This window comes from Pectinatus cerevisiiphilus, from assembly GCF_004341685.1.
GTDB lineage: Bacteria > Bacillota > Negativicutes > Selenomonadales > Selenomonadaceae > Pectinatus > Pectinatus cerevisiiphilus.
The window spans coordinates 26,108-42,188 of record NZ_SMAA01000012.1; the positions used below are offsets into that span (position 1 = coordinate 26,108).

Below are 16,081 nucleotides of genomic sequence, written 5' to 3' on the forward strand. Positions count from 1 at the left end.
AATTGTAATATACATTTTACAAAATGAATATTTTTAATTAAAATATAACCATACGTTATCAAGGAGGTTTTTATATGCTTTCATGTAAAGATTTATTATCGATACATGATTTGACAGTTGAAGAAGTAGAAGAAATACTAACACTTGCCCAGGAATTAAAAGCGATGCAAAAAGCCGGTATTGAACATCATTTACTGGAGGGAAAAACGCTGGGCATGATTTTTGAAAAATCGTCTACACGTACGCGGGTTTCTTTCGAAACTGGTATGTATCAGCTTGGTGGACAGGCACTTTTCCTTTCCAATCGTGATCTGCAGATTGGCCGCGGAGAACCGATAAAAGATACCGCAAGAGTCCTTTCCCGTTATCTCGACGGCATTATGATCCGCACTTTTGCACACGAAAAGGTAGAAGAATTTGCCCGTTATGCTGACATTCCAGTCATAAATGCATTGACTGACCTGCTCCATCCATGTCAGGCACTGACTGATCTGTTGACTATCCGTGAACATAAAGGTAAAAATTTAAAGGGATTGAAGATGGCTTATATTGGCGATGGTAACAATATGGCTCATTCCCTAATGTTTGCCTGTGCGAAAACAGGTATAAATTTTGTCGCGGCTACACCAAAAGGCTATGAACCAAATGCTGAAATATTGGTAAATGCTAAAGCGGACGCAGCAGAAACCGGAGCAACAGTGACAGTTACGAATGATGCAGCAGCGGCAGCGAAGGATGCTGATGTTTTATACACCGATGTATGGGCGAGCATGGGACAAGAAGCTGAACATGATGCAAGAGTAAAAATTTTCCAAGGTTACCAAATAAATACTGATCTTCTAAAACATGCTGACAAACGGGCAATGGTGCTTCATTGTCTACCAGCTCACCGCGGTGAAGAAATAACTGATGAAGTTTTAGAAGCACATGCTGATGAAATTTTTGATGAGGCCGAAAATCGTCTTCATACACAAAAAGCTATTATGGCTCTTTTAATGGGCGACCATCATCATTAATAATAAAAATTTAAGGAGTGTTCATTATGGAACAAGTAAAAAAAGTTGTACTCGCTTATTCAGGCGGTCTTGATACATCTGTTATTATTCCTTGGCTTAAAGAAAATTATGGCGGTTGCGAAGTTATCGCTGTATGTGCTGACATTGGCCAGGGTGATGAACTGAATGTAGTCCATGACAAGGCATTGAAATCAGGCGCTTCTAAAGTTTATATAGAACATCTTACTCAGGATTTTCTTGAAAATTATGTATGGTCGACATTAAAGGCCGGTGCTGTATATGAAGGCAAATATCTGCTCGGCACATCATTTGCCCGTCCTTTGATAGCTAAACGCCTTGTCGAAATAGCTAAAGAAGAAAATGCTGATGCAATTGCCCATGGTGCCACAGGAAAAGGTAATGACCAGGTTCGTTTTGAATTAACGGTTAAAGCATTAGCACCGAATATAAAAATAATCGCTCCGTGGCGTGAATGGACATTGAGATCACGTGAAGACGAAATAGTCTATGCCAATAAACATGATATTCCTGTTGCCACAGAAAATAAAACCTACAGCATGGATAGAAATATTTGGCATTTGAGCCATGAAGGTTCTGATCTTGAAGATCCTTGGAATGCACCTAAAAACAGTATGTTCCTCATTTCCAAAGCACCGGAAGACGCTCCTGACAAACCAGAATATATATCTATTGATTTTAAAAAGGGTATTCCTGTCGCAGTGAACGGTGAAACGCTTGATGCAGTTGCATTGCTCAATAAATTAAATAAAATTGGTGCTAAAAACGGTATTGGCATTACAGATATTGTTGAAAACCGTCTTGTAGGTATGAAGTCCCGTGGCGTTTATGAAAATCCAGGCGGAGCACTCTTATATTATGCACATAGAGAACTTGAATATCTGTGCTTAGACCGTCAAACTTTCCACTATAAGGAAACAGTTGCCATTCGTTATGGCGAACTCGTTTATGATGGAATGTGGTTTAGCCAGCTCCGTGAAGCTTTGGCTGCTTTTGTCGACAGCACACAGGAAACTGTTACCGGCACCGTACAGCTGAAACTGTATAAAGGAAATATTATATCTGCTGGTGCAAAATCACCGTATTCCTTGTACAGCCATGATTTTGTTACATTTGAAGCTGATGATGTATATGATCAGGCAGATGCTACCGGATTCATTAATCTTTTTGGCCTACCGCTTAAGGTTCGCGCTATGATGCAGGAAAAAACAGGTAAATAAATAGTATGAGTGAACAATTATGGGGTGGCAGGTTCTCTAAATCCACCGATGAAATGATAAATGAATTCCAGGCTTCCATTCAGTTTGACAAACGGATGTACCATGAAGATATTGCCGGAAGCATAGCGCATGCCCGTATGCTGGCAAAATGCGGTATAATTTCAAATGATGACTGCCAAAAAATAACAGATGGCCTAAAAGCAATATTGGCTGATATAGAAGCTGGAAACTTTGATTTTTCCATTGATTTGGAAGATATTCATATGAATATCGAAAAGAGACTTACCGATAGGATCGGGGAAGCAGGCGGCAGGCTACATACAGCAAGAAGCCGCAATGACCAGGTAGCACTTGATACACACATGTATGTACGTAAGGAAACAGCCGATGTTTCAAAGCTCATTTTAGATTTGCAAAAGGCTTTTGTAGAAACAGCACGTAAATACGATGACGTTATTATGCCTGGCTACACTCATCTGCAAAGGGCACAGCCCATTTTATTCTCACACCATATGCTCGCTTATTTTTCCATGTTGTGCCGCGATTTTTCACGCTTCAAGGGCGTGTATGAACGCTGCGATATAATGCCGCTCGGTGCCGGGGCACTTGCTGGAACGACATTTCCAATAGACAGGCAAATGGTTGCTAAGCAGCTTAACTTTTCAGCAGTTTATCCAAACAGCCTTGATGCTGTAAGTGACAGGGATTATATCATGGAATTTCTTGCGGCGGCTTCGATTCTCATGGTTCATCTAAGCCGTTTGAGTGAAGAAATTGTTTTATGGTGTTCTCGTGAATTTTCTTTTGTGGAATTGGACGATGCACATTGTACCGGGTCGAGCATGATGCCACAAAAAAAGAATCCTGATGTATCAGAACTTGTCCGTGGTAAAGCAGGACGGACAATCGGGCATTTGATGGCTATGCTGACCACTGTAAAAGGATTGCCGCTGGCATACAACAAAGACCTGCAAGAAGATAAAGAAGGCCTTTTTGATACTATCGACACAGTAAAGTTCAGTCTGGCAGTTTATGCGCAGCTTATTCGCGGTATGAAAGTGAAGAAAGAAACAATGCTCAAGGCTGTTCAGGAAGATTTTTCTAATGCTACTGATCTTGCTGATTATCTTGTAAAAAAAGGTATGCCTTTTAGACAGGCACATTCTGTTTCAGGCAAGGCAGTGCATTATTGTATTGAACAGCACAAATGGCTTGAAGATATGACGATGGAAGAGTTTAAAAAACTCTCCGCATTGTTTGAACCAGATGTAAAAGAAGCAATCAGGCCGGAAACATGCGTAAAGAACCGTAACTCTTATGGCGGGACATCGTATGCACAGACACAAATGCAGCTCACCGCTGCAGACCAGATCCTTAAAGAACAGCAGGATCAACTTGATTTTTATAGTTCCAGAAAAATAAAGATTTGATTTGTATTTTGATAAAGAAAATGCACGCTGTTCAATGAAGCGTGCATTTTTAATTCAGTAAAGGATTATTATTTTATGAATTCTATATTATTTATTGCACCCCATCAAAAAATAGCCGATAATGCACAGAATATACTGGAGTATATGGGGATATCCATTCCTGTTATTACCGCTTCCAACCAAGAAGCCGTACGAATTGCTGCTACTGCCTACAGAAATGCGTCGATAATTATAAGCCGTGGCGGCACAGCCCGTGATCTCAAGCAAAGCACTGATAAAATAATTGTTGATATCCATACTTCTTTTATAGATATAAGTATAGCTGTTCAAAAATTAATTACGCAGGGCAGTAAAAATATTGCGATCGTATCAGCGAATAATATAATAGAGAATGCCAATATCAAGTTTGATTTTGGTGGGATTTCTGTCAGATTATGCCCATGTATCGATGATAGTGACATAATTAAAAAGGTAAAAGAACTTTATAAGACAGGTATTGATGGTATTGCTGGTGATATAAAGGCCATCTTGACCGCCGCTTCATTAAATATACAAAACCGCGCCTATATCACATCAGGTGATATTTCTATCAGTAAAGCGATAGAAGAAGCCCTTGCTCTTGCTAATTATGAACAAGGAAAGCATCTGCGCTTAAAAACAATGCAATCTATCATTGATAATATTGATGAAGGGATAATTGTTTACGACCAAAACCAGCATATTATTTTCTCTAATAAAGAAGGACAGTCCATAATAAAAAACAGCCCTTTGTTTTCTTCATCAGACCGGCAAAGAAAATTCCCTACATTGCTGGATGAATACAAAGGGAAAATATTGGAAATAAATGCCGAAAAAGTTTTACTGGACATTATAAAGTTAAATATAACTAAAGAATACCAAAATGATATATTAATTTTTCAGAAAGTCAGTAATATTGAAAATTCAGCTAGGAAAATACGTTCTGCACTTCATCAAAAAGGACTTTATGCAAAAAAGAATTTCGCTGATATTAAATATTCTTCTACAAAAATGGAAAATATCTTATCGACAGCGCGCCAATTTGCAGAATCAAAATCTACCGTGCTCATTTATGGTGAAACAGGAACAGGCAAAGAAGGACTGGCACAGAGTATACACAATGCCAGCCCACGCCGTGATAAACCATTTGTATCAATAAATTGCGCTTCATTACCACCTACGCTGATTGAATCGGAACTATTTGGCTATGTTGATGGCGCCTTTACAGGTGCACGCCGTTCTGGTAAAAAAGGCTTATTTGAAATGGCCCATACAGGAACAATATTTCTTGATGAAATAGGTGATCTGCCGTTAGATATGCAAAGCCGCCTTTTACGTGTTTTACAGGAACGGGAAATCATGCGTATTGGTGACGATAAAATATTACCTATTGATATACGGCTTATCTGTGCTACCAATAAAAATTTGAAACAGCTCATAAAGGATGGCCTTTTTCGGCAAGACTTGTACTATCGTATAAATGTCCTGCGGCTTACATTGCCACCTCTTCGTGAACGCAAGGAAGATATAATGCCCCTGCTGTATTTTTATTTAAACCGTTATCTGCCTGTACAGCATAAAACTCCTGTCACTTTACCGCCTAAAATAACTGCTTATCTGCAAAATTATCCATGGTATGGAAATGTACGTGAACTCAAAAATACGGCAGAAGTAATAGCGTTCAACTATAATAAGAATATTTCGCTTCAGCAGGTAAAAGACATTTTAGACGATGATGTTGAAAGTATTGATGCTGATTGCACACTCAGTATTAATGCAAGCGGTGATTTAAAAACCATGGAAAAAGACATAATCCATCAATTATTAAAGAAATATTCTGCCGAAGAAGTATGCCATCTGCTCAATATAAGCAGAGTGACTTTATGGCGAAAATGCAAATAAAATGCCGCATAAAATTTATTTGCCTAGTTTTACCTTTATTCAGTAACGCCATCCTTCATTATGGCGATTTCGTGAAAATCCATTTTTTCTGATTTCGTTAGTTCACCGGAGGCGGTTTGCAATATTTGCGTGAAAAGTTTATCACGTAGTTCAGTTAATGATAAGCCTTGTAGAAGTTTGCCTGCATTAAAATCTATCCAATTGGCTTTATATTCTGCCAAAGTTGGATTCGTCGCTATTTTTAAAACAGGTACAATCGTGCCCCAAGGGGTGCCGCGTCCTGTCGAAAATAGTATTAATTGGCAGCCAGCCGCAGCAAGGGCAGTGGTCGAAACTGAATCGTTGCCGGGGGCATTGAGAAGCTGCAAGCCTGATCCTTTGATAGTATCAGCATAATCAAGTACATTAGTAATGGCGGCAGTTCCGCCTTTTTGGACGCAGCCGAGGGATTTGTCTTCAAGGGTGGTTATCCCCCCTTTTTTATTTCCGGGGGATGGATTGTCAGAAATAACCTGCCCATATCGTTTGAAGTATTTTTTAAAATTATTTATTAAATCGACAATGTTATTAAATACGTTTTTATCAACCGCACGATTCATTAAAAGTGTTTCTGCGCCAAACATTTCTGGCACCTCTGTCAAAATAGTGGTGGCACCACTGCCGACCATAAGATCGGACAAAGCGCCAATGAGCGGATTGGCAGTAATGCCTGAAAGTCCATCAGACCCGCCACATTTCAAACCAATGCGCAATGCAGTCAACGGACATTCTGTCCTTTCATAACCATTGGCAAATTCAGCTAATTCTTTCAGCAGTTTCTCACCTGCGGCATTTTCATCAGGTACTTCCTGGGTGATAAGAAATTTTACGCGTCTTTCATCAAATTCACCAAGTACTTTTTTAAATTCATCTACATTATTATTTTCACAACCCAAGCCTACGACGAGCACTGCTCCCGCGTTGGGATGCTTTACTATGTCTGCCAGGATACGCTGTGTCATACGGTAATCGTCCCCTATTTGGGAACAGCCATAAGGATGGCTTACAGCGATGCAGTCATCGACATTCGCATAGTTTTGGCATAATTCCCGGCCTTTTTTTTCTAAAAACCTGATTGTACTGGTAACACAGTTGACGGTTGGAACGATAAATATATGGTTGCGGATACCGACTGTACCATCACCACGCTTATAACCCTTAAAACTCCCCTGCTTTTTGGGCAGTGTAGCTTGTTTCACCGGTGTGTATTTATAGGTAAGCAGCTCGCCCAGATTCGTCTTTACATTATGCGTGTGTATGTGTGCACCGGCAGGTATGTCACTACTGGCATGACCTATGGGAAAACCATATTTGATAATATTTTCCCCTTTTATTATATTTCGCAGGGCAAATTTATGGCCAAAATGAATATCATCACGCAATATGATTTTTTGGCCATTTATTTCTATACAGTCTCCCTCAAGAAGATTTTCCAAAGCTACAGCAGCATTATCTGCTTTATTTATTTGTAATGCCCGCATAACAATAATCTACTCCTTACAGCAGTGAGTCCATCACGGCTTTACTGCCTTCCGTATCAAGACGATACAGATATTTACCCACAGCCTGTGTTATATTTTCTAAAAATGCAGTGTCTATATTCCAAAGGTCAGTATCACCCACAATTGCCTTGGCTGTTGCTACTGCTCCTTTTTGTGTACCGTCATACAATTTCCATGCGGCAACGAATTTTTTTATGTTGTTTTCATCATCGGTGAGCTCATATTCTTTGCCGTCACGCTGCCCATACAGATGATTTTCTGCTGTACGGACGGGTTTATAGACATAGATAAAAGCTGCAAAGGCAAACAATAGCTCTTCAGGGAATTTACCGTATTTTTTATGGTAATCAAGTAAGGAAGGTAGTACTCTGACCTTGAATTTAGAAGTGGAATTGAGCAAAATACTCAGTAAATAATGTTTTATAAATGGATTTTGGAAACGTTCAATGACAGCTTCCGCGAAATCACTGAGCATGTTTTTATCCATATCTACTGAAGGAAGAATAATATCTCGTATAGTATGGCATGTAAAGCTGCCTGTTGTCGTATTCTCCATCATTTCCGCTACCGTATTCATTCCGGCTAGAAAAGCTGCTGGTACATTGGCCGTATGGCCACCATTTAAAAGACGGACTTTCCGCTGTCTGTATTTTGTTATATCTTTTTCGACAACAACATTCAGGTCAACTTGTTGCAAGGGCAGTCTTTCCTGTAAGCGGGCATCACCTTCAATAGCAAAAAAATGGAACGGTTCACCACATACAAGTAAAGCATCATCGTATTTGAGTTCTTTGGCGAATTGTTCTGCTTCATCCTTAGGATAACCGCTTACAACACGGTCAACTAATGTATTATAAAAAGTGTTGTATTTGTTAAGCCAGGTCTTAAAGCCTTCCGGCAGTTTCCATTGGGCACAGTACTTTAGAATAATGCTTTTTAGAAGTTCACCGTTTGCTTCCAATAATTCACATGGGATAATATCCATGCCTTTATCAGCAGCCCCGGCAAAATGTTCATACCGGTGATAAAGGTAAAGTGTCAGTTTAGCAGGAAACGACAATGGCGGTGTCATTTCTGCCGTATCGTCACCATTATATGCCAAGCCTGCTTCCGTAGTGTTGGAAAAGACATATTCTATAGCAGGGTTTTCCGCGCATTTAAGGACTTCCTGCCAATCTGTATAAGGATTGATACCACGGCTTACAGAAGTAATGATTTCCTTTACATTAACCGTTTTACCATTTTGTACGCCTCGTAAGATTGTTGTATAAAGACCATCCTGGGCATTTAACTTACCAACCACGCGGCCATGGGGAGTGGGCTGTACTGCTACTACCCGACCGTTGAAGATGTTTTTCTTGTTCATTTGCTGGATCATCCAATCAATAAAGCAGCGTAGAAAATTGCCTTCACCAAATTGAATTATCTTTTCGGGTAAATCATTTTTTAATTCGGGATGTGATGTAAAATTTAATTTCTGCATATAAAACACTCCTAAAATTTTATTACTACCTTTAGCATAGATGCTGCATTTTTGCTGAAATCAGCAAAAGCCTTATCAGCTTCAGCTAAAGCATAAGTATTAGTAACTATTTTTTGCAGATCTACGCTGCCCCCTTTGACTAAATCAATTAAAGCCAGGAAGTCTTTTTTTAGAGCATTACGTGAACCGAAGACATTGAGTTCTTTCTTTTGTAATAAAGTGAAATCAAAATCCTGTTTGCGTTTGCCTACACCTATCTGTACCATGCGTCCACCAAAAGTAGCGGCATCAATACAGTTTTGGAAAGTAGAGGGCAAGCCGACTGCTTCAATGGTGACATCAAAAAGCTTGTTGTCTGTTATTTCCTTTACTTTGTTCATAAAGTTTTCTGGGTCGTTATTTAAGATACCGCCGTCAAGATGAAATGTTTTTATGGCATAATCCATTTTTTGTTGGGAAATATCGGCAATATAGACATTGGCACCAGCCGCTTTGGCGGCTATCGAAGCGAGTGCGCCTATAGTTCCTGCCCCGATGATAAGCACATTATCGCCCGGTTTGATATGTGCGCGGCTTACCCCATGGTAGCTTATGCAAAACGGTTCAATCAAAGCCAGTGTTTTGGCTGGTAATCCTTTACCATCATATATGCGTTCAACAGGCATGGTTATATATTCGGAAAAGGCACCGTCCCGTTGTGCACCCAAAGTTTCGTTACTGATGCAGCAGTTAACAAGACCGCGTTGGCAGGAATAACATTTTCCGCAGTTAAAATAAGGATTGCAGGTTACTATCATACCTGTTGATAAATTATATTCATTATCGTCGATTTCAATTATTTCAGCAGAGAACTCATGACCAGGTATACGCGGATAGGAAGCATAAGCAAATGTGCCACGATACGTCCCTAAATCGCTGCCGCAGATACCGCCGTATAATATCTTTAGTAAAGCTTCTCCTTTTTTACGTACAGGATTGGGAGTATCAATGATTTTTACTTGTCCCGGTTCTGGAATAATTACTGTTTTCATAAAAAATGCACCTCTATATTTTATATGTATTGCTCTTATTTTATAATAGAGCAAATACCATGCCAAATATTTTAAATTTCCAGCATAATATCTTTATACATAAAAAAATAGGATGAGACTATTTCATAATATTGCAAAAAAACGTCTGCATATCCTTATTTTACAATACTTCTGAGATACATCTAAAAAAACAATTTAATCTGATTATTTCAACAAATTTTATTTTAAAGCCTTCAAAAAATAAAATAATTATTAAAAACCAGCGAACTGTTTCATATTTGCATTAAATAAATTTCACATTTGTAATATAAATATGCTACAGAATCAGTTGCAATTATTCAGTAAAAGAAACAAATAAAACCGCAGCATTTTGTAACTGCGGTTTTACCAGTTTATTTTTGGTTTTTTGCTTTAAAGATAATATCATCCATCAAATCAATAAGCTGGCCTATTTCCGGTTTGGAAATCTGGGCAGTTGCGCCAAGCCGTTCACCTTTTAAACGCATTTCTTCATTTATTAATGATGAAAAGAGGATAACAGGCACTTTACCTAATGTTTTATCTTCCCGAACAAGTTTCAGTAAGCGATGACCATCCATCTGCGGCATTTCAATGTCTGAAATCACCATGTTTACATTGTCTGTGATGGGACCGTTTGCATCTTTTAATGTTTGCAGATATTCGTATGCAGATTTACCGTTGTTAAAGTCACGTACAAATTCATAACCGGACTTATGAAGCGTATCGACCAGCAGGTCGCGAAGCATTCTGGAATCTTCCGCAATGACGATATGTTTATTGCGGCGGTCAGCCTCAACTGAATTGCTTACTTTGTCTACAGTTGATAATTTATGGTTTATTTCTGTATTAATTTCAGCTATTATACTTTCAAAATCCAGCAGTAAAACAATTTTATCGGTCATTTTTATAACGCCGACGATCATCGTTTCATTGCCGACTTCTGGAGAAGGTTCCATATTTTTCCAAGAAATACGATGGATACGCGAAACACTGTCTACCAAAAAGCCAATATTGTAATTGTTTATTTCGGTGACAATGATATTCTTAGGATCTTCGGATTCCTTGACCTTTATGGCACGCGCTAAATTTACAAGCGGAATAGCTCTGCCGCGCAATGTAAAAAGTCCATCGATAAAGGGATGCGCTGAAGGCATCGCCGTCACTGGCACTCTGGTTATAACTTCGCGAACTTTAGCTACATTGATGCCATAGTACACATCACCTATATTAAATTCAACTATTTCAAATTCGTTTGTACCGCTTTCCAGAAGAATCCCTTTTTTATTTTCGCTGCTGTCCAATACTTCCGCTTCCAATTTCTGCATGCTTATACCTCCGCTGTTTAGTCATACAATTTACTATCCGATGATACGTATGTTAATCCATTTCATACTGGCATCGAATAAAAAAGCCTCTACCTGATAATTCGGTAACTTCAAAGCAAATCCTTCTAATTTATCTAAGATAATTATTATTAATCTTTTTTGTCATCAACCAAAATAAGCCAGCCGTCTTTTTCCATGACAATGCCATTTTTTAATAAATGGCCGACAGCCCTTTTAAAAGCGGCTTTACTGATATGAAATCGGTTTTTTATTATCTCGGGTGGTGTTTTGTCATCATACGGGATTTTGCCGTCATGCGCAGCGATTGCTTTGAGCAGCATTGCGGCATCAATGTCGATCGCCTTTTCCTTAATGGGACGTAAGGAAGCATTAAGGCGTCCGTCCTCACGTATATAAGTCACTCTGGCAGTTACTTCAGCACCTACATGGGGATGTTCAGCCATTTCTTTTTCCGGAATAAAAGCGATATATCTTTCGGTAGTGAAGACAAATGCTCCCTTATCCGTAAGATTATAAACGGAGCCATCTATTTTATCACCAACATGCGCTGCACCAATAGCAGATTTTGAGGCACGGCGGATTTCATCTTCCACCTTCATGGTGACAGCCAGACGACCTGATTTATCTGTGTATAATTTAGCCCAAACATAATCCCCTAATTTAAGTGCACCGCGTGTTCCGGCAAAAGGAAGGAATATGCCTCTTTCTGCACCAGCGTCCAAAAAAGCACCATCTTCTGAAAGATTTATTACTTTCAGCCGGGCAATCTGTCCTTCTTTCATACGCGGAACCCGCATACTGGCTGTAAGACGACCTTTAGGATCTTTGTACAAAAAGACTTTGACCATATCCCCAATTTCTACAGGGGCTGTCTGCTGGGTTTTATGCAGCAGGATATCGTTTGAGGTATTGCCCGTCTGGGCATCAAGAAAAGCACCCATTTCATTTTTCCGGGCTACTTTTAAGGTAGCAACCGTGCTCGGTTTGAACATATTAACAGTAGTTACGGCATCATTGTCTCTATTGTTCATATTCTGTGATCCCTGCGTCCCCCCAGAGGTTTTCCAATCCATAAAATTCTCGGCTTTCCTCAGTGAAAATGTGCGCTACACAATCACCGAAATCCAATAAAATCCATTCACCTGATTTATATCCTTCACGATGCAGCAGGTGTTCGCCGGCTAAACCAAGCTGTTCTTCAATATTATCGGCTATTGCCTTTGCCTGAATGCTGGAACCGCCGTTACACACAATAAAATAATCCGTAGATGTTGTTAATTCCCGCATATCCATTATCAGGATACGAGAAGCTTTTTTGTCATCAGCCGCTTTGGCAATCAATTTGCTTTTGGCAAGCGGTGTTATTATATCTTTGTTTTTTAAGTTAATTATAAAAATCATACCTTTCTATTGTAAATTATCAGGGTGAAGACGCACCCATTTCATTGACTATATCATTTATAAGCGCAGCATCGGGCTGCCACAATGAACCGTCAGGTGAAAGTTTGCCGGGTAGTGTCTTTACCGTAAAGGAATTATTCCAAGCAATTTTAAAATAGTTTCTAAAATTTGCCAGGGTGAAAAAATCTATATTAGTATATAATGAGTTATCCATTATATTTATAATAGCGGGAGCTGCCAACAGGGAGTTTACAGTAAATTTTTCGGCATAAAATGACTTTATAAAAAGTTCCTGCCTTTTAGCTCTGCCTAAATCTCCCATATCATCACCGCGATACATTAAATACTGCATGGTAGTATCGCCATTAAGTCGTTGATAACCCTTATTTAAATGAATTGAAACACCGCTTTGGGGGTCATCGTAATTCATATCATCGCCTACGTATAAGTCTATGCCATCAAGCGTATTTACCAATGATTTTAACGTATTTTCATCTACAATAATGTATTTATCTACTCTTAAGGAAAGTAAACTTGAAACAGCTGTCAGAGTCCTTGCTGTTCCGCTTTGCTGAAATGAACTTATAGGCACACTATCGTTTTTATCTATTGGTATTGCGGTACTCCTGGGTATAAGCAGCACTGTCATAGCGCCAGTCTGCTGATTAATATTAAGTAATATCAATGTATCTGCATTGGCATTAGCGGTTTTGTAGTTTGATTTATCTACACCGATTAACAAAACGGTATCTATTTTATTAAATTTAGCGGGTGTACTTGCTTTTGTTTCTTCTACGGGTGCATTAGCTTTCTTTTCTTTATTTTCCTTGTGCTCACGATAAGCAGTATAAAGATGCGTATAAGCGTTTTCAGCCCCGTTATAGGAAAACTGAAGGGCACGGAAAATTCCTACACACACAGCCAGAAAAATTGCTAAAAATATAACTATCCGCCAAAGTTTTGGCTGACGTCTTCTGCGTACTAATCTTCTCCGCCGCCTAGGGGCAGGTGGTTTTCGATTATTTTTCATGGTCGATGCGCTGCGCGAGCAGATAATTGCGTGCAAGGATAGTTTGCGGATGGATCATCTGTCCTTTTTTTATGACAAAAGACAAAGATCTGTCAAACGCTGCAATCATTACACTGTCGATATCTGCGGACTCTGCAAATTTACGAAACTCATCAATACCATCATATTGGCGATGGGGTTCAATCATATCGGCCAAATAGATTATTTTATCGAGAAGGGTCATATTTTCTTTGCCGGTAGTATGCAGCCTTATAGCATCAAGAATCTCCGGATCATCAATACTGTATTTTTCCTTGGCAAGTGCGGCACCTAAAGCTGCATGCAGCAGAATAGGTTGATAATTATCTATGAAATCAATGGGTATATTCCGTTTCCGGGCTTCATCAAGCAAGGCGGAAACAGGAAATTCGCGTGCACAGTCATGCAATAAACCTGCGATCTTTGCTTTTGGCAATGACGCGCCAAGCCTTTTTGCCAGCTGCACAGCTGTTTCACTTACACCAAGCGAATGTATATAGCGGTGTTCATTGTCAAGACTGTGTCGCAATTTCTCTTGCATATCAATACAATTCAACGTCAGAGTCTCCTTTTTAGATAAAAATCTGTTTTTAATAAATATTGCTTATAATCAAAGCATTATTACGTCCATGTCCAACCATATTTAATACAGCTACAGCAAGTCAAATGGATAAACGTTACAGATAAAAAACAAACTGCCTGAAGGCAGTTTATTTCAGCTACGAGTAATCATTAAGCCGAGTTCTGTTCCGCCTAAGCGGTGATAATCATTTATCTAGACCGGCAGTTGCCTGCCGGTTCAAGCGACACAACCCGGAAGGTTCAGCGGGCCGCTTCATCCCTTCCCTATTCGGTCTTGCTCCATATGGGGTTTACCAAAGCCGCATGGTCACCCATACGCTGGTACGCTCTTACCGTACCTTTCCATCCTTACCTGCAAGCAGGCGGTTTAAATTTCTATAGCACTCTCCCTGAGGTCACCCTCGCCGGACGTTATCCGGCATATCTGCCCTGCGGAGCCCGGACTTTCCTCAGATGTCAAAGACACCCGCGATCATCTTTCATACTCATAGCATTGTATGGTTGAATTATAGCATTGATTAAAATAACTGTCAATTAAAGTGTCGCTGCCGCATTATCTCATACATTACCATCGCTGCTGCGCTAGAGGCATTTAAGGATTCACTTTTCCCATACATGGGAATATAGATGCATGTATCGGCAAGCTCCTGCGTTTCAGCAGAAATACCTTTTCCTTCGTTGCCCAAGATCACGGCAGACGGTTGTTTATAATTTACGGCAAAACAAGGTGTTGCCGTAGAAGACAGGACGGTAGCAAATACGTTTATATTGTTTTCCGTAATGAAATTGTGCAATTCAACCGATGTGACCTTATCAACTATTGGTAGAAAAAACACAGCCCCCATAGTCGCCCGTATTACTTTGGGAGAATATATATCGACCGTTCCACGCATGGCAATGATACCGTCTACTCCCGAAGCTTCAGCTGTCCTTATGATCGTTCCTACATTGCCGGGATCTTGGAGCTGGTCGAGAATAACGTAAACGGGAGGATGGTCGTTCTTAGGAAAATCAGCTAACGAGAAATGTTTTTTGTCTACGACGGCAATAATTCCCTGTGGTGAATCAGTATCTGCTAATTTAGCAAAAAGCTTATTGCTTACTTCATACATGCGGCAACCTTTATCTTGCAATGTATTTATTAATACTGCACACCTTTCATTGGTAAGGGCTTCGGCAGTATAAAAACATTCCTTGATTTCAGCGGCTGAACTGGCTGTTTCTATTAAACGTATTCCCTCAATTAAAAACAGTTGCTTTTGGTCGCGAAATTTTTTTTGTTTTAGGGAAACGGCTTGTTTTAGCTGTATATTATCAGGACTGGTAATGATCGGCATTAATTGACTCCTTTGTATAACTGAATAAAGTTCTTATTTCAGAAAATTCTTCTTATCTGAAATAAGAACTTTATTTATTTACTTAAATCTTTTAAAGCAAATTTTATGATTTCTTCTACTGAATTAAAACGACCCGCTTTTTTTAGAGTACTAAAAATTTCCTGCGGTGTATAACCAAAGGATGCCAAAGCCTGTTTGGCATCCGCCCAAATATCCGGTTGCGAAGAATTTTCTTCAGGCACAGCCTCTTCAAAGGCCGCTTCATCTGTTACTGCGTCGCCGAGTTTATCCTTTAATTCTAAGATAATACGCTCTGCTGTTTTTTTACCTATTCCTGGGGCTGTTGTCAGCAACGAAATTTGTTTATTTTGTACGGCCCATACTATTTTATCGGCAGACAATACCGATAAAATGCTGAGTGCAGCTTTTGGCCCTATTCCCGAAACAGATATCAAATGCAGAAAAATATCGTGTTCTGTTTGTGAAGAAAAACCATAAAGCTGCAAGGCGTCTTCGCGTACGTTAAGATAGGTGTAAAGCGTAGTTTCCTGCCCTTTCTTAAGCCGGGAACGCGTAGGCGATGATATGAGTGTATGGTAACCGACACCCTTCACATCAATAAAACAAGAATCGGTAAAAAGCTCTGTTATTATCCCATGTAAGTAACCTATCATATTTTCTCCTGCA

General features: G+C 39.5%; 14 protein-coding genes and 1 other RNA gene. 4 read left to right on the forward strand and 11 right to left on the reverse strand.

The window, feature by feature from the left end; translation table 11 throughout:
- Positions 1–74 precede the first annotated feature (74 nt).
- The 4 genes from argF to EDC37_RS08600 all read left to right on the forward strand — a co-directional run bounded on the left by argF (position 75) and on the right by EDC37_RS08600 (position 5,604).
- Positions 75–1,016 carry an ornithine carbamoyltransferase gene (argF, locus tag EDC37_RS08585; protein ID WP_132550403.1) on the forward strand — a complete coding sequence of 314 codons (942 nt, stop codon included), beginning with the start codon at positions 75–77 and terminating at the stop codon, positions 1,014–1,016.
- A gap of 23 nt (positions 1,017–1,039) precedes the next feature.
- Positions 1,040–2,254: an argininosuccinate synthase gene (locus EDC37_RS08590; RefSeq protein ID WP_132550479.1), complete on the forward strand. Its 1,215-nt coding sequence runs from the start codon at positions 1,040–1,042 to the stop codon at positions 2,252–2,254.
- A 5-nt stretch (positions 2,255–2,259) separates the two neighbouring features.
- On the forward strand, positions 2,260–3,684 hold the full coding sequence (gene argH / locus EDC37_RS08595) for an argininosuccinate lyase (protein WP_132550405.1): 1,425 nt from the start codon (positions 2,260–2,262) through the stop codon (positions 3,682–3,684).
- Positions 3,685–3,759: 75 nt separating this feature from the next.
- Positions 3,760–5,604, forward strand: a complete 1,845-nt coding sequence (locus EDC37_RS08600) for a sigma 54-interacting transcriptional regulator (RefSeq protein WP_132550407.1) — start codon at positions 3,760–3,762, stop codon at positions 5,602–5,604.
- A 35-nt stretch (positions 5,605–5,639) separates the two neighbouring features.
- On the opposite strand, the gene EDC37_RS08605 is transcribed toward EDC37_RS08600, so the two are convergent.
- The 11 genes from EDC37_RS08605 to ruvA form a co-directional block, all read right to left on the reverse strand.
- Positions 5,640–7,124: a UxaA family hydrolase gene (locus EDC37_RS08605; protein ID WP_132550409.1), complete on the reverse strand. Its 1,485-nt coding sequence runs from the start codon at positions 7,122–7,124 to the stop codon at positions 5,640–5,642.
- Between the two features lie 16 nt (positions 7,125–7,140).
- On the reverse strand, positions 7,141–8,628 hold the full coding sequence (locus EDC37_RS08610; protein ID WP_132550411.1) for a tagaturonate reductase: 1,488 nt from the start codon (positions 8,626–8,628) through the stop codon (positions 7,141–7,143).
- 11 nt (positions 8,629–8,639) lie between these two features.
- Positions 8,640–9,659, reverse strand: coding sequence for a zinc-binding alcohol dehydrogenase family protein (locus EDC37_RS08615; protein ID WP_132550413.1), 1,020 nt, complete (start codon positions 9,657–9,659; stop codon positions 8,640–8,642).
- 392 nt (positions 9,660–10,051) lie between these two features.
- On the reverse strand, positions 10,052–11,005 hold the full coding sequence (locus tag EDC37_RS08620; RefSeq protein WP_132550415.1) for a chemotaxis protein: 954 nt from the start codon (positions 11,003–11,005) through the stop codon (positions 10,052–10,054).
- 149 nt (positions 11,006–11,154) lie between these two features.
- Entirely contained in the window at positions 11,155–12,057 is a 903-nt protein-coding gene (locus EDC37_RS08625) for a CvfB family protein (RefSeq protein WP_132550417.1), read from the reverse strand.
- On the reverse strand, positions 12,047–12,427 hold the full coding sequence (rsfS, locus tag EDC37_RS08630; RefSeq protein ID WP_132550419.1) for a ribosome silencing factor: 381 nt from the start codon (positions 12,425–12,427) through the stop codon (positions 12,047–12,049). Before rsfS ends, EDC37_RS08625 begins: the two co-directional genes overlap by 11 nt.
- A gap of 19 nt (positions 12,428–12,446) precedes the next feature.
- Positions 12,447–13,457, reverse strand: coding sequence for an LCP family protein (locus tag EDC37_RS08635; RefSeq protein WP_132550421.1), 1,011 nt, complete (start codon positions 13,455–13,457; stop codon positions 12,447–12,449).
- Entirely contained in the window at positions 13,447–14,031 is a 585-nt protein-coding gene (gene yqeK / locus EDC37_RS08640; protein ID WP_132550423.1) for a bis(5'-nucleosyl)-tetraphosphatase (symmetrical) YqeK, read from the reverse strand. Before yqeK ends, EDC37_RS08635 begins: the two co-directional genes overlap by 11 nt.
- Positions 14,032–14,193: 162 nt before the next feature.
- Positions 14,194–14,545, reverse strand: an RNA gene (gene rnpB, locus EDC37_RS08645) — RNase P RNA component class A.
- Between the two features lie 42 nt (positions 14,546–14,587).
- Positions 14,588–15,394, reverse strand: a complete 807-nt coding sequence (locus tag EDC37_RS08650; RefSeq protein WP_132550425.1) for a TrmH family RNA methyltransferase — start codon at positions 15,392–15,394, stop codon at positions 14,588–14,590.
- Between the two features lie 74 nt (positions 15,395–15,468).
- A complete protein-coding gene (gene ruvA, locus EDC37_RS08655) occupies positions 15,469–16,068 on the reverse strand; it encodes a Holliday junction branch migration protein RuvA (protein ID WP_132550427.1) in 600 nt (199 codons plus the stop codon).
- Positions 16,069–16,081: the final 13 nt, after the last annotated feature.